This window comes from Nocardioides sp. LS1 (assembly GCF_003865225.1).
GTDB lineage: Bacteria > Actinomycetota > Actinomycetes > Propionibacteriales > Nocardioidaceae > Nocardioides > Nocardioides ginsengisegetis.
The window spans coordinates 1883529-1903486 of record NZ_BIFF01000002.1; the positions used below are offsets into that span (position 1 = coordinate 1883529).

Sequence of the window (19958 nt, forward strand, 5' to 3'; positions counted from 1 at the left end):
CCATGCCTCCGGTACGGACCTCCGATTCCCCCCCGAAGCGACGGGTCCCCCGGCAGGAGCGCAGCCGCCGCCGCGTCGAGGGCCTCCTCGACGCGGCGGCCCGGCTGGTCGTCGAGCAGGGCGTCGAGTCGCTGAGCACCCGCGACATCGCCCAGGCCGCCGGGGCCCCGGTCGCCTCGCTCTACCAGTACTTCGCCGACAAGGAGGACGTCCTCCTCGCCCTCGCCCAGCGCGACATGGACGAGATGGACGCCCAGGTGCTCGAGGACCTCGGGAAGCTCGAGGTGCTCTCGGTCTCCAGCGTCGTGCGCACCACGATGCTGGCCTTCGTCACGGTCTACCACCGCCGTCGCGCCTTCGTGGAGATCTACCTGCGCGGACGCACCAACGCCGCGGTCCACCAGTTCGGCCGCGAGCACAACGCCCGGGTGGCCGAGACCCTCTTCGCCTTCGCCCGCGACGCCGGCCTCGCCGGCCCCGACCTGACCCAGCAGATGACGCTGATGGCCGTCGAGGTGGGCGACCGGGTCTTCCAGCTGGCCTTCGAGCACGACTTCGAGGGCGATCCGGTCCTCATCGAGGAGGGCATCACGATGGTCACCGCCTACCTCGAGCGGCACGCGACCGCGGCCGGGCTGGCCGGGATCCCCCGGTGACGCCGGTGAGCGCGTGACGGGCGACCTGGTCGCGGCGGTCGCCGCGGCCGCCCGACGGCTCGCCGCCGAGGGGCTCCTGATCGGCACCGCCGGCAACGTCAGCGCCCGGGTCGGCGACCTGGTCGCCGTCACCGGGACCGGCGTGGTGCTCGCCGACTGCACGCCCGAGGACGTCACCGTCGTGACGCTCTCCGGCCGGGTGGTCGAGGGCACCCTGGTGCCCAGCTCCGAGCTCGACCTCCACCTCGGCGTGTACGCCGCCACGGGCACCAGCGCCGTCGTGCACACCCACGCGCCCTTCGCGACCGCGGTCGCGTGCGTGCTCGACGAGCTGCCGGTGCTGCACTACCAGCAGCTGCTGCTCGGCGGTCCGATCCGGGTGGCGGCGTACGCGACGTTCGGGACGCCCGAGCTCGCGGCGCTCGTCCGGGAGGCGCTCGTCGACCGGCAGGCCGCGCTGATGGCCAACCACGGCTCGGTCGCGATCGGCTCCAGCCTCGCCAAGGCCGTCGACCACGCCCTGCTGCTGGAGTGGCTGGCCGCCCTGCACCACCGCGCGAGCGCCCTCGGCACGCCCCGCGAGCTCACCCCCGCCGAGCAGGAGGCCGTGATCGTCGCGGCCATCGCCCGCCAGTACGGCACGACCCAGGAGAACCCCGCATGAAGATCGCCACCGTCGGCGTGCACGTCCTCGACACCCACGTCATCGGCATCGCCGGCATCCCCGACGGCTCCGAGGGCCAGCTCGTGGAGACGATCCGCTTCAGCCCGGCCGGCACCGCCGGCGGCACCGCCGTCGTGCTGGCGAGGCTCGGCGCCGAGGTGGCGTCGTACGGCGCCGTCGGGGACGACCCGATCGCCGCGAGCCTGCTCGCGATGCTGGCGGCCGAGGGCGTCTCGGTCGACGGGCTGGTGCGCAAGGCCGACCAGCAGACGTCGGCGTCGGTGATCCCGGTGCGACCCAACGGCGACCGGCCTGCGTGGCACTGCATCGGCGCCAACGGGGCCTTCACCCTCGACGACCTCGACCTGGCCGCGCTCGACGGGATCACCCACCTGCACCTGGGCGGGCCGGAGTTCCTCGGCGGTCCGGCCGCCGGGGAGCTGCTCGCCCACGCCCGCTCGATCGGCGCGACCACGTCCGTCGACGTGCTCGCCCCCGGCGACCCCGACCTGCTGGCCTGGATCGCCGACGCGCTGCCGCACACCGACTACCTCCTGCCCAACGACGAGCAGGTGCTCGGGTTCACCGGCGCCGCGTCGCTCGAGGAGGGTGCCCGCGCGCTGGTCGCCGCCGGGGCCGGCTGCGTCGCGGTGACGCAGGGTGCCAAGGGGGCGCTGGTGGTGACCGCCGACGACGTGGTGGAGGTGCCGGCGTACGCGATCGAGGTCGTGGACACCACCGGCTGCGGCGATGCCTTCTCCGCCGGCTTCCTGCGCGGGCTCTCGCTCGGCCGGGACCTCCGCGGCGCCGCCGAGCTCGGGTGCGCCGCCGCCGCGCACGTCGCCCAGGGCCTCGGCACCGACCACGGCAGCTACACGTTGGAGTCCGTCGAGGAGTTCGCGCGGAGCACGCCGGCCCGGTGACGGGGGTCGGGCCCGTGCATCACGCGTCCCACCAGCCCCACCGACCGGGCACTTCCTGACGTTTTCGGGCGTTGCAACCCGGCGGGCTCAATCGGTCGAAGCAACGCTGACCCGATGGGAGCGTTGTTGTGCCGAAGTTGTTCTCCTACGAGACGCGTGCTGAGTTCTTCGAGTTGGTCTGTGGCGGTGCATCGCTGTCACGGGCCGCGGACGGAGTCGGTGTGTCGCGAGAGACTGCCTCATCGTGGTGGCGATCCTCGGGTCTTGTGACTCCAGTGATCCGGTTCGGCGCGAGGGGCGGCCTGCCCGGGACCGTGCCGTCGATGGTGCCCGGTGCGAGCGGACCCGACGAGCCGGCCCGGGCACGGCGCCCGTTGACCAGCGAGGACCGCTCGATGATCGCGGTCGGGTTGATGTGTGGCTGTTCCTACGCCCAGATCGGGCGGCTTATCGGCCGTGACAGGTCGGTGGTCTGCCGCGAGGTCACTCGCAACCGCGGCCCCGACGGCTCCTACTGGGGTGCGGTCGCGCACCGTGCCGCGCACGAACGTCGCCGACGCCCCAAAGCATTCAAGCTGCACGACAACCCGGGGCTGTGTCGCCGGATCGAGACCTGGATGGACGACGGCTGGTCACCCGAACTGATCGCCGCGGCGTTGCGGGCCGACCATCCAGGCAGTGACGGGCAGGCGAGGATGGCACGCGTGTCGCACGAGACGATCTACCGGGCGCTGTACGTCCAGACCCGCGGCAGCCTGCGCAAGGACCTGGCCGCGCAGCTGCTGACCAAACGACGTGCCCGCAAACCCCAGGGGCACAACGACGGCCGCGGGAAGAGCCTGTACCGCGAAGCGTTCACGATCCGGGACCGGCCCGAGGAGGCCGCCGACCGCGGCGTGCCAGGGCACTGGGAAGGCGACCTGATCATGGGCGCCGGCAACCAGTCCGCGATCGGGACCCTGGTCGAACGCTCGACCCGGTTCGTGATCCTGCTCCATCTCCCGGGCCGTCACGACGCCACCAGCGTGGCCGAGGCGATGATCCGGGAGATGAGTCAGCTTCCGATCCACCTGCGTCGCTCGTTGACCTGGGACCGTGGCGTCGAGCTCGCCCTCTACCGCGACATCGAAGTCGCCCTGGAGATGCCGATCTTCTTCTGCGACCCCCACGCGCCCTGGCAGCGCGGGTCGAACGAGAACACCAACCGGCTGCTGCGGTTCTGGTTCGAGAAGGGCACCGACCTGGCGACCCACACCCCAGACGACCTCGCCCGTGTCGCCGCGAAGCTCAACGCCCGGCCCCGTCCTACCCTCGACATGCAGACCCCAGCCCAAGCACTCGCCCGACTGCTCGCCAACCCGGCAGCAGCATGACCGTTGCTAACACCGATTGAGCCCGCCCCCTCCAGAACGTCAGGAATCACCGGTTGACCGGTGATTCCGCCCGCCGGCCGTCAGCGGGTCAGCGCCCGCGACCCACCGGAGCCGTAGCGACGCGACGGGTTGGACCCGATCGCGTCCGGGCTGGACTTCTTCGCGGTCTTCTTCGCGGGGGCGGCCTTCTTCGCGGGCACGCCGTGCTTCGACGCCGCAGAGGCCGCCGCCTTCCGCGGGGCGGCCTTCTTCGGCGGAGTCCTCTTCGCCGGAGCCTTCTTCGCCGGGGCCTTCTTCGCGGCAGCTTCGGGGGTCGGCTCGTCCTCGGCGTCGGAGGACCACTGCGAGATCCACTCGTCCATCACCCGCCAGGTCGAGGTGCGCGCCGAGCGGCCGGTGAGCATGCCGAGGTGGCCGCCGGGGACGACCTCGAAGCGGACCTCCTCCGAGGAGGAGAGCAGCGGCACGACCGCCTTGACGGCCGGGATCGGGGCGATGCCGTCGGTGGCGCCGCCGAAGACCAGGACCGGGGCCTTGATGTCGGCCACCGAGATGGTCCGGTCGCCGAAGTCGATGGACCCGCCGACGAGGGCGTTGCCCTTCACGAAGCGGTGGTAGAGCTGCCCGAAGGTCCGGCCGGGGTAGGCGATCATGTTGGCGGTGAACCGGTCGACCGCCTCGATCTGCGCGAGGAACTCGGTGTCGTCGAGGTGGGTGGCCACGGCCAGCGGCCTGGTCACCATCTTCTGGAACGACGAGAGCTGGAAGGCCCACTTCACCAGCGGCTTCGGGGCCCCGCCCAGTGCCTGGTAGGTGCGGGTGATGCCCCGGCCGGGGGCGATGCTGAGCAGCGGCCGCAGGGGCGCCACGAGCGGCACCAGCGACACGTCGAAGGGCGATCCGAGGGCGGTCACCGACGCGATCGGCAGGTCCGGCTGGTCGGCGGCGGTGAGCAGCGAGAAGATCCCGCCCAGGCTCCAGCCGATCACGTGCACGGGGCGGCCGCCGGCGTGCATCGAGGTCTCGCGGATCGCGGTCGGGATGACCTCGTCGATCCAGTGCTCCATGCCCAGGGCACGGTCCTTGAACGACACCTCGCCGTACTCCACGAGGTACGTCGGGCGGCCCGCCGCCACGAAGTGCTCCACGAGGGAGCAGCCGCGGCGCAGGTCGAAGCAGAGCGCGGGGGCGGCGAGCGGGGTCACGAGCAGGACGGGGTCGCCCTGCTCCTGCACCTTCGCGGCCGGCCGGTAGTGGTACAGCTCGCGCAGGGTGCCCTCGTCGATGAGCGTGCGAGGCATCGGCCGGAGGTCCGCCAGCCCGCCGTAGAACATCTTGTGGGCGACGTTGCTCGCTGCGGAGACGACCTGATCGGCCTTGGGGATCAGATCCATGGGGCGAAAATTACCGGACCCCGCGGTCCGACGCGCCCGGATGGACAGTTGAAAGCGCCACATGCCTGACTCACCCCGGCGCAGACGTACGGCGTCCCGCGCGACCTCACGACCGTTTGGCCGGTCGCACGGTCTTGCCGTGCGCACCGCGGGCGGCGGCCAGCTCGAGCAGGAACGCGTCGGCCCAGGCGGCGACGTCGTGCTGGAGCACGGTCTTGCGCATCGCCTTCATCCGACGGCCGCGCTCGCGCTCGTCGGCGGCGTAGGCCTCGAGCAGGGCGGTCTTCATGCCGTTGATGTCGTAGGGGTTGACCAGCCAGGCCTGGCGCAGCTCGTCGGCCGCACCGGCGAACTCCGAGAGGACCAGGGCCCCGTCGTCCTCGTAGCGGGTCGCGACGTACTCCTTGGCCACGAGGTTCATGCCGTCGCGGTAGGGCGTGACGACCATGATGTCGGCGGCCCGGTAGAGCGCGGCCATCTCCTCGCGCGGGTAGGAGGAGTGCAGGTAGGAGATCGCCGGGCGGCCGATCCGGCCGAGGTCGCCGTTGATGTGGCCGACGAGCCGGTCGATCTCGTCGCGCAGGATGCGGTACTGCTCGACCTGCTCCCGCGAGGGCGTCGCGACCTGCACGAAGACGGCGTCCTCGACGTCGAAGTGCCCGTCGATGATCAGCTCGCTGAAGGCGCGCAGCCGGGCGTAGATGCCCTTGGTGTAGTCAAGGCGGTCGACCCCGAGGAAGACCTTGCGGGGGCTGCCGAGCGCGTCGCGGATCGTCTCCGCACGCTTCTCCACCTGCTCGGAGCGGGCCAGCTCCTCGAAGCCCTTCGCGTCGATCGAGATCGGGAACGCCGCCGCCTTCACGGTGCGGCCGTCGGGCAGGTAGACGAGGTCGCGGTGGGTCTTGTGTCCCACCCGCTGGCGGACGAGGCGCACGAAGTTCTGGGCGCCGCCGTTCATCTGGAAGCCGACGAGGTCGGCGCCGAGCAGCCCCTCGAGGATCTGGCGCCGCCACGGGAGCTGCTGGAACAGCTCGGCGGGCGGGAAGGGGATGTGCAGGTAGAAGCCGATCCGCAGGTCGGGTCGCAGCGAGCGCAGGATCTGCGGCACCAGCTGGAGCTGGTAGTCGTGGACCCACACGGTCGCGCCCTCGGACGCGAGCTCGGCGGCCTTCTCGGCGAAGCGCTGGTTGACGCCGACGTAGGCGTCCCACCACTCGCGGTGGAACTCCGGCTTGGCCACGACGTCGTGGTAGAGCGGCCAGAGGGTGCCGTTGGAGAAGCCCTCGTAGAAGTCCTTGACCTCCTCGGCCGACATCGTCATCGGCACGAGCGAGAGCCCGTCGAACTCGAACGGCTGGAGGTCCTGCTCGGTGCCGCCGGGCCAGCCCACCCACACGCCGTCGTTGGCGCGGAGCACCGGCTCGATCGCGGTCACCAGCCCGCCGGGCGACGTGCGCCAGCCCGGGCTGCCGTCGGCCAGGGTCACCCGGTCGACGGGCAACCTGTTGGCGACGATGACGAGATCGGCGGTTCCGGCGGCTGGCACGGCCCCAACCCTAGTCAACGGACCTCAAGCGCCGTCGGCGTCGTACCGGACCCCGACCTGCCCGCGGATGTCGTCCATCTGCCGCATCAGCGACAACGTCTGCGCGTGGGGGACGAGCGGGCTCTCGCGCAGCCCCTCGCGCAGGCAGCGCTGCACCTCGGCCGCCTCGTTGCCCAGGCCGCTGCCGAGCAACGGCTCGGCACCCTCGATCCGCTCGGTCTCGCCGCCGACGGGCGTCCACTCGGCGTACGTCGGGTGGTGGAACTGCGTCGGCACGACGAGCGTCCCGCGGTCGGTCGCCACCGTGGCCGTCCGGGGCGAGACCGAGGTCATCGAGGCGCTGAGCGCGGAGATCGCGCCGCCGGGATGCAGGCCGGCGACCGCGACGTCGAGGTCGATGCCGCTCTCGCTGAGGTTGGCCACCGCGGCGAGTCGGGTCGGCTCGCCCAGCAGCAGGTGCGCGAAGGTCAGCGGGTAGATGCCCATGTCGAGCAGGGCGCCGGCGCCGAGCGCCGGGTCGAGCAGCCGGTCGGTGGCCGGACGGTCCACCACGAACCCCAGGTCGGCGTGCACCTGCCGCGGCGTCCCGAACCGGTCGGGGTCCTGGAGGGCCCGGATGACCGGGTTGCAGGCCATCCACATGGCCTCCATGAGGAACCGGTCGTGCCGGGCCGCCAGCGCGACCATCTCCTCGGCCTCGGCGGTGTTGAGGGTCAGCGGCTTCTCGCACAGCACGTGCTTGCCGGCCTCGAAGGCCATCCGGGCGTGCTCGAGGTGCAGCGCGTGGGGGGAGGCCACGTAGACGATGTCGACCGCGGGGTCCTGCACCAGCGCGGCGTAGGAGGCGTGGGCGGTCGTCGCGGCGTCGCCGTACTCCCGTGCGAAGGCGTCGGCGGACTCCTGGCTGCGCGAACCCACGGCCGCCAGCCGGGCTCCGGGCACCTCGCGGAGGTCGGTGGCGAAGCTCCGGGCGATCCGGCCGGTGGCCAGGACGCCCCAACCGCAGGTGTCGCTCACGGGTCCTCCTCGGGTGTGTCCCAGTTGCTCCCCGCGACTCGCCGGGAGCGAATGACATCGATGTGGTTCGTCGCCTACAGTTGGCGTCGGAACACCATCTGATCACACGGGGAGATTGCGCATGGATGCCGCGAACGCGCTGCAGGGCCTCGAGGCCGAGGCCGCGCCGACCCTGAGCGAGCGCGACCGCGAGATCCTCGAGTTCGAGCGTCAGTGGTGGAAGTACGCCGGTGCCAAGGAGACCGCAGTCCGCGAGAAGTTCGACATGAGCTCCACGCGCTACTACCAGGTCCTCAACGCCCTGATCGACCGGCCGGACGCCCTCGAGGCCGACCCGCTGCTGGTCCGCCGCCTGCGGCGCCTCCGGGCCGCCCGCCAGCGCCAGCGCTCCGCCCGCCGCCTGGGCTTCGAGGTCTGAGCATGTCCCGCCTCGCCCACCGGCCCCGCAACCAGCGGGGCGTGGTCTTCCCCTCGCCCGTCGTGATGCTGAGCATCATCGCCGTCGCCATGGCCGGCATCGCCTTCGTCGCCACCCGCGACCCCGCGCCCACCGAGCGCAAGGTCACGAACGTCGCCCACGCGGCGCCCAGCCCGTCGGCCTCCGCCGCGCCCCAGAAGGTGCAGAAGCCGCGCCACCTCGAGCCGGCCGTCAAGCGCTCGGCCGTCTACGTCGAGGTCTACAACAACTCCGGCATCACCGGCCTCGCCGGCCGGATCGCCTCGCGCGCCACCGACGCGGGCTGGCAGGTCGTCGGCTCCGACAACTGGTACGGCACCATCCCGAGCTCGACGGTCTACTACCCGCAGCGGCTCAAGGCCGCCGCCAAGGTGCTGGCCCTCGACCTGGGCATCCGCCGCCTCGAGCCCGCCATCGACCCGATGCGCCTCGACCGGCTGACCGTGATCCTCACCTCAGACGCCGCCTGATCCTTCCCTCCCGCCCACCGCGACCCCCGGTCGTGATTGGGTTGGGCCATGGAGTTCACCTCAGTCGAGGGGGAGCAGCGGTACGCCGCGCTGGTGCGCACCGCCGCCTCCACCGTCGTCGGGCTCGACTTCGACGGCACGTTGTCGCCGATCGTGGACGACCCCGAGGCGGCCCACATCCACCCCGAGGCCTCCGAGGTCCTCGTCGAGCTCGCCGCCCAGGTCGCCGCGATCGCGGTGATCACCGGCCGCCCGGCCCGGCAGGCCCTCGCGCTCGGCGGGCTGGAGCAGGTCGGCAACGCGATCGGCGACACCGGCAAGGAGCTCTACCTCTTCGGGCAGTACGGCAACGAGCGCTGGAGCTCCACCCACCGCCGCGTGATCTCCCCGCGGCCCCCCTCCGGCCTCGCCAGCTTCCTGCGGGAGCTGCCGCGCACCCTCCGCGCGGCGGACGCGGCGGACGCGTTCATCGAGGACAAGGGCCTCGCCGTGGCCGTGCACACCCGCCGCCTCCCCGACCCCGAGGGCGCCTTCGAGCGCGTCCTCCCCGGACTGCGTGACCTCGCCGCCGCCCACGACCTGGTCGTCGAGCCCGGCCGCAACGTCGTGGAGATCCGCTCCCACGGCATGCACAAGGGGCTCGTCGTCGAGGGCCTCGTGGAGCAGCTCGAGGCGGGCGGGTTCCTGTTCGCCGGCGACGACCTCGGGGACGTCGAGGCGTTCGAGGCGGTCGCGGACCTGCGTCGCCGGGGGCTGCCCACGCTGCTGGTCTGCTCGGCCTCGGACGAGGAGAGCTCGCTGATCCCCCTGAGCGACGTGGTCGTGAAGGGGCCGCAGGGGGTGCTGGACCTGCTGCGGCAGCTGACGCTCGATGCGCGGATGCTTCGCGACTAGGTCTCGCCCGCTTCGCGGGCGGTTGCCGCTGCGCGGGGCTGCCTTCCCGGGACGTCGGGCTCCGGGGTGGGGCCGACGGGGCGCTCCCACGGTCCCCTCGCGAGTCCCTTGGGTCGCCGTGTCGCCGCTACAGGCGGTTTCCTTCCGTGTTCGCCGTCGGCGGCGCCACGCCGACCTTTTACGGGACCTCGCGAGGGGCCCGCGTGCTCGCCCCGCCGTCCCCGGGCCGTACCCGGGCTCTCGGGCGGGCGGGGAACAAGGTCCGGTCGACCACCCGGTCCGCGCTGCCGCATGACAGGGGACATGCCGCGTCAGCCCGGAACGGGTCAGCTGGGCGACCCTTGATCCCCGCCCGCCCGGTGGCCGGGAAGCAGCCGGGACGGTGGGGCGCGGACGGGGACCCCACGCACGGCGCGTAAAAGTCGTGCGTGGCGCCGCCCCAGCGGACCGCAACCACGGCGGACGTCGTGGGCGGCGACGCGTCCGACCCTGCGCCGTGCGTGGGGTCCACGGGAGCGTCCCGCCGGCCCAGCCGGGTGGAGGAACCCCCGGGGAGGCTGCCCCGCGCAGCGGCACCCCGCCCGCGAAGCGGGCGACAAACAACGCGGCAAGCAACCTCCACCATGTGGACTCGACGTGCACATGCTGAGACGCACGCCGTACTGTTTCCACCAGCTCATCGAGAGGGACTGAGGGAACGGCCCAGTGAAGTCCCGGCAACCGCCACGAGCCTCCGCCCACCGTCGTCCGTGACGGGAAGCGGTTCGTGGAAACGGTGCTAATTCCGGCCCGGCGCGAGAGACGCGGTGGGGAAGATGAGAAGGAGGACTCATGAGCACTGTCGTTGCCGAAACGACCACCCCGTCCGAGCCGACCCTGCGCGAGGGTGCCTTCGGGCACGCCAAGGGACTCTCGTGCCGCGAGTGCGGGCACGAGGTGGAGCTGGGGCCGCACTACGCGTGTCCGGAGTGCTTCGGTCCGCTCGAGATCGCCTACGACTTCCCGCAGGTGACCCGCGAGGAGATCGAGGCCGGACCCGCCAACATCTGGCGCTACAAGGCGCTGCTGCCCGTGCCGTCCGACATCGAGCAGAGCCCCAACATGGAGCCCGGCTTCACGCGGCTGCTCCGGGCCAACAACCTCGGCCGCGAGCTCGGCATCGACAACCTGTGGGTCAAGGACGACAGCACCAACCCCACCAACTCCTTCAAGGACCGGGTCGTGGCCTGTGCGCTGAGCGCCGCCACGGAGTTCCACGCCAAGGTCTTCGCCTGCCCCAGCACCGGCAACCTGGCCAACGCGGTGGCGGCGGCGGGTGCCCGCGCCGGCATCAAGACCGTGGTCTTCATCCCGAGCAACCTCGAGAAGCCCAAGCAGGTCAACTCGGCCGTCTACACCGACTCGCTGATCGCCGTGAACGGCAACTACGACGACGTCAACAAGCTCGCCTCGGAGATCGCGGGCGAGGAGGACGGCTGGGCGTTCGTCAACGTCAACGTCCGCCCCTACTACGCCGAGGGCTCCAAGACGCTGGGCTACGAGATCGCCGAGCAGCTCGGCTGGCGGCTCCCCGACCAGATCGTGATCCCGGTGGCGTCCGGGTCGCAGCTGACCAAGGTCGACAAGGCCTTCCAGGAGCTGATCAAGCTCGGGCTCGTCGAGGACAAGCCCTACAAGGTGTACGGCGCCCAGGCCGAGGGCTGCTCCCCGGTGTCGGTGGCCTACAAGGCCGGCGTCGACGCGATCCGCCCGGTCAAGCCGGACACGATCGCCAAGAGCCTGGCCATCGGCAACCCCGCCGACGGCATCTACGTGCTCGACATCTGCCGCCGCACCGGTGGTGCCGTCGAGGACATCACCGACGACCAGGTGCGCGAGGCGATCGTGCTGCTGGCCCGCACCGAGGGCATCTTCACCGAGACCGCGGGCGGCACCACCGTCGGCGTCCTGAAGAAGCTCGTCGAGACCGGTCAGCTCGACACCAGCCTCGAGACCGTCGTCATCAACACCGGCCACGGCCTGAAGACCCTCGACGCGGTCGCCGACTCGGTCGGTCCCGCTGCGACCATCGACCCGTCGTACGCCGCCTTCGCGGCGACCGGCCTGGCCTGAGCACGGCCTGAGCCCCGCCCGACCACCCCGACAGGAGCCCCCATGAGCGTGTCCGTCCGCATCCCGACCATCCTCCGCACCTACACCGGCGGCGAGTCCGAGGTGACCGCCGCCGGCGGCACCCTGGCGGAGGTGCTGGACGACCTCGACGCCAGCTACGCCGGGATCAAGGGCCGGATCCTCGACGAGGCCGGCCAGCTGCGCCGCTTCGTCAACGTCTACGTCGGCAACGAGGACGTCCGGTTCCTCGACAACCTGGCCACGGCGACCCCCGACGGCACCCAGATCTCCGTCATCCCCGCCGTCGCCGGCGGCTGACCGACCGGGGACTGCTCAGTCCGCGTCCTCGAGGTTGGCGGCGATCTCCCGGCGGGCCCGGTCGAAGAGCACGCCGGTCGCGAGGAAGACCAGCCCGAGCAGCAGGAACAGCCAGGCGCCGGTGATGACGCGGGCGAAGACCGCGAAGCTCTGGAAGGTCGTGAAGACCACGAGGGCCGCGGTCGCGAGGCCGGTCAGCCGCCAGCTGTCCCGCAGGGTGCCGACGACGGCGACAGCCACGGCGGCGAGCACGTAGACGACGACGCTGAGGACGGCGTGGAGGACCGCGCCCGTGGTCAGCGGTGCGTCGGTGTCGCTGCCCGCGTCCCAGAGGACCAGGCCGATGGCGATCCCGCTCACCGCCAGCGCGCCGAGCGGCTCGAACCGGTCGGTGCCCGAGGCGAGCACCAGGGCGGCCACGGCCGCGGCGCCGGCCGCCGCCACGACCATCGCCAGGGCCGGGGTCCACGCGAAGTGCGCGGCGTCGACGAAGGGCAGGGCGGCCACGAACAGGCCGACGAGCGCCAGCAGCGCACCCGCCTCCCGCCACGGGGCCGCGAACCCGCGCAGCCAGCGCTGGTGCACCACGGCGAGTGAGACCGCCAGCACCGCGGCGCCGGTCAGGCACAGCACCACGGCCAGTCCGCTCGGGTCGTTCCCCGACCGCGTGAGGACCCAGAAGGCCCCCGTGGCGATGCCGACCAGCAGCGGCATGGTCGCCCGGGCGGCGTAGGCGTGCACGAGCGTGCCGAGCGCCCAGTAGCCGGCCAGGCCAGTCTGGGTGGAGGAGTCCAGGCTGTCGGCGGCCTGGAGGACGACCGCCCCGAAGGCGAGCGCGGCCAGCAGGCGCACTGCCCCCACCACGGCCGCCGGGATCCCGGGGTGGCTCGTCCGGCGACGGGCGAGCACCTCGCCCGTGACCAGCACGGCCAGCCAGATCGCGGCGACCGCGACGAAGCGGCCGAGCGGGGAGAGCGCGTCGAGGTTCGCGGCGACCAGCCAGATGAGCCCGACCCCCACGAACATCGCGCCGAGGGTGAGGAGAAGCCGCCCGATCGAGAAGCGCCGGCCGGCCCGGTAGCGGCCGGCGATTGCGGCAGCCTGTGCCTCGGTCAGCAGCCCCTCGCCCTGCCAGGTGCTGATCTCGTGGGTGAGCCACTCGAGCTGCCCCGGGCTCACCGGGACCTGCCCGCGCGTCGGTGCGTCGGTGGTCATGTGCCCAGCGTGCCGCGGGCGACCGGTCGCGCGCAGGAGGACATGGGCTCAGCCCGGGGGGACCTCGGCCCTGCGCTGCACCAGGTGCGCCCGCTCCGCCAGGTTGTGGCAGCGGCCGATCGCCTCGTCGTACGCCGTGCGCGCCTCGTCGCCACGTCCCGCCCGGGCGAGCAGCTCGGCCCGGGCCGCCGGCAGCCGGTGGCCGGGGAGGGCGAGCCCCTCGAGCAGCCGCAGCCCGGCGAGCGGACCGTCCGCCTCGGCCACCGCCACGGCCCGGTTGAGCCGAACCACGGGCGAGCCGGTGAGCTCGTCGAGCTCGCGGTAGCGGTCCGCGATCCGGGACCAGTCCGTCGCCGCGGGGTCCGGCGCGATGGCGTGCTCCGCGGCGATCAACGCCTGCAGGAGGTACGGCGCCGCCGGCGCGTGGGCCAGCGGGGTGAGCAGCTCGACCGCCTCGTCGACGTCCTCGTGCCGCCACAGCGACCGGTCCTGGTCGGCGAGCAGCACGATCGCGCCGTCGCGGACCCGGGCGTCGCGGCGGGAGTGCTGCAGCAGCATCAGTGCGAGCAGCGCGTCGAGCTCGGCGCGCGGGTGGTCCGGCGGCAGCACGTCCCGCAGGACCCGGACGAGCCTGATCGCCTCCCCGGCGACGTCGGCGCGGAGGACATCGGCCCCGGACGCGGGCGCGTAGCCGGTGGTGAACGCCAGGTAGGCGACGTCGGCCACCACCCCGACCCGGGCGTCGAGCTCGGCGCCGGACGGGACGGCGAAGTGCTGTCCGGCGAGGCGCTTGCGGGCCCGGGTCAGCCGGGCCGCCATCGTGGGCGTGCTGACGAGGAAGAGCCGCGCGACGTCCTCGGTCGGGACGCCCAGCACCAGCCGCAGGGTCAGGGCGGCGGCCGCCTCGCGGGGCAGGGAGGGGTGCGCGCACAGCAGCACGAGCCGGAGCCGCTCGTCGCCGATCCGGCCGGGAGGCCCGTCGGGGCCCTCCGGGAAGGCCATCGTGCGCTGCGCCTCCTCGGTCAGGTCGGCCTCGACGGCCAGCACCGGCAGCGCCCGGTCCGCGACCGTCTCGGTGCGCAGCCGGTCGATGATCCGGCGGCGCGCGGTGGTCAGCAGCCAGGCCGGCGGGTTGGCGGGGACCCCGTCGCCGGGCCAGGTGCGGGCGGCGGCCTCGAAGGCGTCGGCCAGGCCGTCCTCGGCCAGGTCGAGCCGCCGGAACTGCGCGACGAGCAGGGCCAGCAGTCGGCCCCACTCGTCGCGCAGGACGGCGGCGAGCGGGTCGGTCACATCCCGCCGGAGTGGTCGACGGTGCCGCGGACCTCGATGGCGCCCTCGGCGCCGGCCAGGATGCCGCAGACCTGCAGCAGGTCGTCGAGGTCGTCGGTGTCGACGACGTAGTAGCCGGTCAGCTGCTCGACGGTCTCGGCGTACGGGCCGTCGGTGACGGTGATCGCGTCGAGCTCGCCGCGCACCACCTTGGCGGTGCCGGAGTGGGTGAGCTCGTTGCCGCCGACGACCTTGTGGCCACGCTCGCCGAGCAGGCGGTGGAACTCGCCGTGCTTGGCGTACATCTGCGCCTTGTGCTCCTCGGTGGCGTTCAGCCAGCTGCTCTCGTTGCCCGGAATCAGCACGACGTACTCGGTCATGGTCGGTCCTCTCAAGGTGGTGTGAAGGAGTCTGTCACCGAGATGACGGGCGAGGGCGGGCGAAATCGACACGTCCCGCACACGATCTCGTCGGGGACTGTTCAGGTCGCCGTGGTTCCACTGGGGGGTGAATCGCGAACGACTCCTCCAACGCCTGCTCGGACTCGGCATCGGCGCCGCCGCCGTGGGCCTGGCGACCGGCGGGATCGGGTACGGCGCCCGCGAGCTCCTGCACCGCCAGGCCGAGGCCGCGCGCCGGATGATCGGCAAGCCGCTCGGCGAGCAGGCACCCCGCGCCGACAAGGTCTGGAAGAAGAAGTACGGCGACCCGATCGAGCTGCTCGTGCTCGGCGACTCGATCGCGGCCGGGCTCGGGGCCGACCTGCCGAAGGAGACCTTCGGGGCCCGCCTCGCGACCCGGCTGGCCAAGGCGACGCAGCGGTCGGTGCGGCTGACCACCGGGGCCGTGGTCGGGTCGGAGTCCTCGATGCTCGGCGCCCAGATCGCCGGGCTGCGACCGGGCTACGTGCCGGACGTCGCCGTGATCGTGGTCGGCGGCAACGACGTGACCCACCGGGTGCCCGTCGCGGACTCGGTCAAGCACCTCGAGGAGGCGATCGCGGTCCTGCGGGAGCGGGGGAGCGCGGTGGTCGTGGGGACCTGCCCCGACCTCGGCGCGCTACGGCCGGTGCCGCAGCCGCTGCGCTCCCTGGGCTCGCGGGCCTCGCGCCAGCTGGCCGCCGCGCAGGCGTCGGCGGCGGTCCGGTCCGGCGCGCACGCGGTGTCGCTGGCCGACGTGGTCGGCCCGTTCTTCATCACCAACCCCGACGAGATGTTCAGCCTGGACCGGTTCCACCCCAGTGCGCTCGGCTACAAGCGGACCGCCAGGGCGATGCTGCCGTCGGTGCTGGCCGCCCTGGGCGTGGAGGAACACGTGCCCTTCGGTCACCAGCCCCCGGCACAGCCGTCGGATCGGTAGGGTCCGTGGGGTGACCAGCCCGCCTCCCGTCCTGCTCGTCACGTGTGCGGACTGGCCCGACGGCGAGCCCGGCCACGTCGCCCTCGACGCGGCCCTGGACGCAGCCGGCATCGCCAGCCGGTGGGTGCTGTGGGACGACCCGTCGGTCGACTGGGCTGCGGCCCGGGTCGTGGCCGTCCGGTCGACGTGGGACTACACCAGCCGGCTCGGGGAGTTCCTCGGCTGGGCAGCGGGGGTCGGCCCCGCCCTGCTCAACGGGGTCGAGGTGTTCCGCTGGAACACCGACAAGGGCTACCTCGTCGACCTCGCCGAGGCCGGCCTTCCCGTCGTGCCGACCCGGACCGCCGACGACGACGAGGAGGTCCGGCTCGCCGCGGCCGGCTACGGCGTCTCGGTCGTCAAGCCCCGCGTCGGCGCCGGGGGCTTCGGTGTCGAGGTCGTCGACGACGCCCGAACCTGGCTGCCCGCGGCCGACAGCCCGGGCGGGCCGTGGGTGGTGCAGCCGCTCGTGGAGTCGGTGCGCGACACTGGCGAGACCTCGGTCTTCGTCATCGACGGCCGACCGGTGAGCCAGGTCGACAAGCGTCCCGCCTCGGGGGAGATCCGGGTGCACGAGCACTTCGGCGGCCGCTCCCGGCCGGTCGAGCTGACCGACGAGGCCGCGCTGCTGGCGGCCCGGGCCGTCGCCGCGGCGGCGGACCTGATCGGCGCCGAGATCGTCTACGGCCGCGTCGACATGATGCGGCACGACGGCAGGCTGGTGGTCAGCGAGATCGAGGTGACCGAGCCCGGGCTCTACCTCGACGTGATGCCCCTCAACGCGATCCCGTTCGCCGAGGCCGTCGCGGCCCGGCTCTCACGCTGAGGGCAGTGCCCGGGCGAACTCCGCCACCACGTCGGCGGCGGTGAGCTCGTGCTCCAGCGCGACCACTCCCTCGCCGGCGTAGAGGTGGGCGGTGGTGAAGTCCTCGGCCTCGACGGCCTTGCGGTGGCGCTCGCGCGCCGCCTCGTCGAGGTCGTCCTCGTGGCCGACCCACGCGTCGAAGTAGGCGTTGGCCACGGCACGGCCCCCGAACTCGCGGGGCCAGGCCGCCTGCTGGGCCACGTCGAAGACCCGGCCGTAGCCGGTCTCGGTGGCGGCGAACAGCGCCTGCCGGGCCCGCGGGGACGTGTCGGTCTCGACGCAGCCGAGGAAGGCGGTGCCGACCCAGGCGCCCGCGGCACCGGCCGCCACCACGGCGGCGAGCCCGCGGTGGTTCAGGATCCCGCCGGCGGCGTAGACGGGCAGGTTGGTCCGGTCCAGCACGAGCTGGAGCAGCGGCAGCGTGGCCATCGCGTTGCGTCCGTGGCCGCCCGCCTCGGCACCCCGCACGACCAGGACGTCGGCACCCGCGTCCAGGGCGGCCTCGAGGTCGTCGAGCGACCCGACCTGGGTCGCGGTCAGGATCCCGGCCTCGCGCAGCCGGCCGAGGGGGCCGGCGTACTCGCCGAAGGAGACCGAGACCAGCGCCGGGCGCAGCTCGAGGACCGCCTCGAGCTGGTCGGGGGCGTCGGGCAGGGCCCAGGCCATCAGGCCCACGCCGTACGGCGTCCCGTCGGCGCCGGCGATCGCCGCCTGCCCGCGGATCCAGCCGCCGTCGCGGGTGGCCGCGACCCCGATCATCCCGAGGCCGCCGGCCGCGCCGACCGCGTGGGCGAGCCGGCCGCCGCCCGGGCCGGCCATCGGGGCGCCGATGAGGGGGACGGGGGTGCGGAGCTGGTCGGGCAGGTGCATGACCCCCACGGTAGCCGCGATCTCCTTGCACTCTCGGGGGTCGAGTGCTAAACATGACGCTGGCACTCGTAGCATGAGAGTGACAACACCGGATCGGTGACGTTGAGGTCCAGACCCTGGCGAGAAAGGGTTCGCCAGCAAGTCTCGACCGTCCGTCGCGGGCAGCCCACCGATCGGGTCCCCATGAACTCATACGCGTGAGGAATGGCTGAAATGCCCAAGCTTATTGCTTTCAACGAGGAGGCCCGGCGCGGCCTCGAGCGTGGCATGAACACGCTCGCTGACGCCGTCAAGGTCACCCTCGGTCCCAAGGGCCGCAACGTCGTCCTGGAGAAGAAGTGGGGCGCCCCCACGATCACCAACGACGGTGTGAGCATCGCCAAGGAGATCGAGCTCGAGGACCCCTACGAGAAGATCGGCGCCGAGCTCGTCAAGGAGGTCGCCAAGAAGACCGACGACGTCGCCGGCGACGGCACGACGACCGCGACCGTTCTCGCCCAGGCGATGGTCCGCGAGGGTCTGCGCAACGTGGCCGCGGGTGCCAACCCGATGGGCCTCAAGCGCGGCATCGAGGCCGCCGTGGCCGCTGTCTCCGAGCAGCTGTCCAACATGGCGATCGACATCGAGACCAAGGAGCAGATCGCGGCCACGGCCTCGATCTCCGCCGCTGACACCACCGTCGGCGAGATCATCGCCGAGGCGATGGACAAGGTCGGCAAGGAAGGTGTCATCACCGTCGAGGAGTCCAACACCTTCGGGCTCGACCTCGAGCTCACCGAGGGCATGCGCTTCGACAAGGGCTACATCTCGGCGTACTTCGTGACCGACCCGGAGCGCATGGAGACCGTGCTGGAGGACCCCTACGTCCTCATCGCCAACTCCAAGATCTCCTCGGTCAAGGACCTGCTGCCGCTCCTCGAGAAGGTCATGCAGTCCGGCAAGCCGCTGCTGATCCTCGCCGAGGACGTCGACGGCGAGGCCCTGTCCACGCTCGTCGTGAACAAGATCCGTGGCACCTTCAAGTCCGTCGCCGTCAAGGCCCCGGGCTTCGGTGACCGCCGCAAGGCCATGCTGCAGGACATCGCGATCCTGACCGGCGGCCAGGTCATCTCCGAGGAGGTCGGCCTCAAGCTCGAGTCGACCGGCATCGAGATGCTCGGCCAGGCCCGCAAGGTCGTCATCACCAAGGACGAGACCACCATCGTCGAGGGTGCCGGCGACACCGCCCAGATCGAGGGTCGGGTCAACCAGATCCGCGCCGAGATCGAGAAGTCGGACTCCGACTACGACCGCGAGAAGCTGCAGGAGCGCCTGGCCAAGCTGGCCGGCGGCGTTGCGGTCATCAAGGTCGGCGCGGCCACCGAGGTCGAGCTCAAGGAGCGCAAGCACCGCATCGAGGACGCCGTTCGCAACGCGAAGGCGGCCGTCGAGGAGGGCATCGTCGCCGGTGGCGGCGTGGCGCTCGTGCAGGCTGCGGCCACCGCGTTCGACAAGCTCGAGCTCGTCGGCGACGAGGCGACCGGTGCCAACATCGTGCGCTTCGCGTCCGACGCCCCGCTCAAGCAGATCGCGATCAACGCCGGCCTCGAGGGCGGCGTCGTGGCGGAGAAGGTGCGCAACCTGACCCCCGGTCACGGTCTCAACGCGGCCACCGGCGAGTACGTCGACATGATCGCCTCCGGCATCATCGACCCCGCCAAGGTGACCCGCTCGGCGCTGCAGAACGCCGCGTCGATCGCCGCGCTGTTCCTCACCACCGAGGCCGTCGTGGCCGACAAGCCGGAGAAGGCCGCCCCGATGGGCGACCCGTCCGGTGGCATGGGCGGCATGGACTTCTGAGTCCCGCCTCACCACACGCTCCACCAGCAGGGCCCCGGTCTTCGGACCGGGGCCCTGCTGCCGTCTCCCGGGAGGGGCGGCCGATTTCGCGCCATTGCTGGTGGCGGTCGCCGGCGGACTGCTCGCCGGCGTGATGACCGTGGTCGGCATGGCGATCCTCATCTACCGTCGCCGCACCACCGGACCGGTCTTCTCCGCGACCACCCCCATGGACAAGGTCATGTACGCCTTCCTGGCCGCGGTGATCGTCCTGGGGATGTGGAACACCGTGGCCGGCTCGATCCTCACCGTCGGCGGCGACTACAACTACCGCGAGGGCGTCTCGGTCTGGTACCGCTCGTTCCTCGCCTTCAACCCCGATGCGTCCCTGATGGCCGACGCCCCGCTGGGCTTCCAGCTGCACGCGCTGGTCGCGTTCGGGCTGTTCGCGCTCTGGCCCTTCACCCGGCTGGTGCACGTCTTCAGCGCGCCGCTGGGCTACCTGACCCGGCCCTACATCGTCTACCGCAGCCGGGACGTCCAGCTCGGCAGCCACCGGCCGCGGCGGGGCTGGGACCGGGTCGGCTGACCCACGAGGTGACCTTCGGCCCGGGCCATCGGCCCTACCGGTCGCCCGATCCGCGGCCCACGCTGGAGCCAGCGGGCGCCACCCGGCACCCGGGGCTCGAGGTGACCGGT

20 protein-coding genes and 1 riboswitch are annotated in these 19958 nt (G+C 72.4%); of the genes, 13 read left to right on the top strand and 7 right to left on the bottom strand.

The genetic code is table 11. From position 1 onward, the window contains the following. Nucleotides 1-2 precede the first annotated feature (2 nt). The 4 genes from EJF31_RS13700 to EJF31_RS13715 all read left to right on the top strand — a co-directional run bounded on the left by EJF31_RS13700 (nucleotide 3) and on the right by EJF31_RS13715 (nucleotide 3616). On the top strand, nucleotides 3-656 hold the full coding sequence (locus EJF31_RS13700) for a TetR/AcrR family transcriptional regulator (protein WP_185736258.1): 654 nt from the start codon (nucleotides 3-5) through the stop codon (nucleotides 654-656). Between the two features lie 13 nt (nucleotides 657-669). Beyond that, on the top strand, nucleotides 670-1320 hold the full coding sequence (locus EJF31_RS13705; protein WP_125037556.1) for a class II aldolase/adducin family protein: 651 nt from the start codon (nucleotides 670-672) through the stop codon (nucleotides 1318-1320). Beyond that, nucleotides 1317-2243: a carbohydrate kinase family protein gene (locus EJF31_RS13710; protein ID WP_125037557.1), complete on the top strand. Its 927-nt coding sequence runs from the start codon at nucleotides 1317-1319 to the stop codon at nucleotides 2241-2243. The genes EJF31_RS13705 and EJF31_RS13710 overlap by 4 nt, the downstream gene beginning before the upstream one ends. 128 nt (nucleotides 2244-2371) lie before the next feature. After that, on the top strand, nucleotides 2372-3616 hold the full coding sequence (locus EJF31_RS13715) for an IS30 family transposase (RefSeq protein ID WP_125037558.1): 1245 nt from the start codon (nucleotides 2372-2374) through the stop codon (nucleotides 3614-3616). A gap of 80 nt (nucleotides 3617-3696) precedes the next feature. Here EJF31_RS13715 and EJF31_RS13720 read toward each other — a convergent pair whose 3' ends face one another. From EJF31_RS13720 to EJF31_RS13730, 3 genes are all read right to left on the bottom strand, one after another. Further along, nucleotides 3697-5010: an alpha/beta fold hydrolase gene (locus tag EJF31_RS13720; protein ID WP_125037559.1), complete on the bottom strand. Its 1314-nt coding sequence runs from the start codon at nucleotides 5008-5010 to the stop codon at nucleotides 3697-3699. Nucleotides 5011-5116: 106 nt separating this feature from the next. Next, nucleotides 5117-6556, bottom strand: coding sequence for a trehalose-6-phosphate synthase (locus tag EJF31_RS13725; protein ID WP_125037560.1), 1440 nt, complete (start codon nucleotides 6554-6556; stop codon nucleotides 5117-5119). Nucleotides 6557-6580: 24 nt separating this feature from the next. Continuing rightward, a complete protein-coding gene (locus EJF31_RS13730) occupies nucleotides 6581-7573 on the bottom strand; it encodes a Gfo/Idh/MocA family protein (RefSeq protein ID WP_125037561.1) in 993 nt (330 codons plus the stop codon). A gap of 121 nt (nucleotides 7574-7694) precedes the next feature. Here EJF31_RS13730 and EJF31_RS13735 point away from each other — a divergent pair, with 121 nt between their 5' ends. The 5 genes from EJF31_RS13735 to EJF31_RS13755 all read left to right on the top strand — a co-directional run bounded on the left by EJF31_RS13735 (nucleotide 7695) and on the right by EJF31_RS13755 (nucleotide 11824). Further along, a complete protein-coding gene (locus EJF31_RS13735; RefSeq protein ID WP_125037562.1) occupies nucleotides 7695-7991 on the top strand; it encodes a DUF3263 domain-containing protein in 297 nt (98 codons plus the stop codon). 2 nt (nucleotides 7992-7993) lie between these two features. Next, nucleotides 7994-8500, top strand: a complete 507-nt coding sequence (locus EJF31_RS13740) for a LytR C-terminal domain-containing protein (RefSeq protein WP_125037563.1) — start codon at nucleotides 7994-7996, stop codon at nucleotides 8498-8500. 48 nt (nucleotides 8501-8548) lie between these two features. Next, nucleotides 8549-9394: a trehalose-phosphatase gene (gene otsB, locus EJF31_RS13745; RefSeq protein ID WP_125037564.1), complete on the top strand. Its 846-nt coding sequence runs from the start codon at nucleotides 8549-8551 to the stop codon at nucleotides 9392-9394. A 673-nt stretch (nucleotides 9395-10067) separates the two neighbouring features. Further along, nucleotides 10068-10216, top strand: a riboswitch (SAM riboswitch). Nucleotides 10217-10225: 9 nt separating this feature from the next. Next, nucleotides 10226-11506, top strand: coding sequence for a threonine synthase (gene thrC, locus EJF31_RS13750; protein WP_125037565.1), 1281 nt, complete (start codon nucleotides 10226-10228; stop codon nucleotides 11504-11506). 42 nt (nucleotides 11507-11548) lie between these two features. Next, complete coding sequence (locus EJF31_RS13755) at nucleotides 11549-11824, top strand: MoaD/ThiS family protein (protein WP_125037566.1); 276 nt, start codon at nucleotides 11549-11551, stop codon at nucleotides 11822-11824. A 15-nt stretch (nucleotides 11825-11839) separates the two neighbouring features. Here EJF31_RS13755 and EJF31_RS13760 read toward each other — a convergent pair whose 3' ends face one another. From EJF31_RS13760 to EJF31_RS13770, 3 genes are read right to left on the bottom strand one after another with little or no spacing between them, the layout of a single operon-like run. Further along, nucleotides 11840-13039: a DUF2157 domain-containing protein gene (locus EJF31_RS13760; protein WP_125037567.1), complete on the bottom strand. Its 1200-nt coding sequence runs from the start codon at nucleotides 13037-13039 to the stop codon at nucleotides 11840-11842. Between the two features lie 48 nt (nucleotides 13040-13087). Beyond that, entirely contained in the window at nucleotides 13088-14329 is a 1242-nt protein-coding gene (locus EJF31_RS13765) for an RNA polymerase sigma factor (RefSeq protein ID WP_125037568.1), read from the bottom strand. Then, a complete protein-coding gene (locus tag EJF31_RS13770) occupies nucleotides 14326-14688 on the bottom strand; it encodes a YciI family protein (RefSeq protein WP_125037569.1) in 363 nt (120 codons plus the stop codon). The genes EJF31_RS13765 and EJF31_RS13770 overlap by 4 nt, the downstream gene beginning before the upstream one ends. A 127-nt stretch (nucleotides 14689-14815) precedes the next feature. On the opposite strand from EJF31_RS13770, the gene EJF31_RS13775 reads away from it, so the two are divergent. Further along, nucleotides 14816-15667, top strand: a complete 852-nt coding sequence (locus EJF31_RS13775) for an SGNH/GDSL hydrolase family protein (RefSeq protein ID WP_260430835.1) — start codon at nucleotides 14816-14818, stop codon at nucleotides 15665-15667. A 10-nt stretch (nucleotides 15668-15677) separates the two neighbouring features. After that, nucleotides 15678-16532: a RimK family alpha-L-glutamate ligase gene (locus EJF31_RS13780; protein ID WP_185736260.1), complete on the top strand. Its 855-nt coding sequence runs from the start codon at nucleotides 15678-15680 to the stop codon at nucleotides 16530-16532. On the opposite strand, the gene EJF31_RS13785 is transcribed toward EJF31_RS13780, so the two are convergent. Further along, the gene (locus tag EJF31_RS13785) at nucleotides 16524-17441 is read right to left on the bottom strand and encodes a nitronate monooxygenase family protein (protein ID WP_125037571.1); all 918 of its coding nucleotides are present in this window, start codon (nucleotides 17439-17441) and stop codon (nucleotides 16524-16526) included. The two genes, EJF31_RS13780 and EJF31_RS13785, sit on opposite strands and share 9 nt — an antisense overlap. 213 nt (nucleotides 17442-17654) lie before the next feature. Between EJF31_RS13785 and groL the strand changes: the two genes are divergently transcribed. Continuing rightward, nucleotides 17655-19280, top strand: coding sequence for a chaperonin GroEL (groL, locus tag EJF31_RS13790; RefSeq protein ID WP_125037803.1), 1626 nt, complete (start codon nucleotides 17655-17657; stop codon nucleotides 19278-19280). Between the two features lie 100 nt (nucleotides 19281-19380). Beyond that, nucleotides 19381-19848 (top strand): respiratory nitrate reductase subunit gamma, encoded by a 468-nt coding sequence (gene narI / locus EJF31_RS13795; protein WP_260430836.1) that lies wholly within the window; start codon nucleotides 19381-19383, stop codon nucleotides 19846-19848. The last annotated feature ends 110 nt before the right edge of the window (nucleotides 19849-19958 follow it).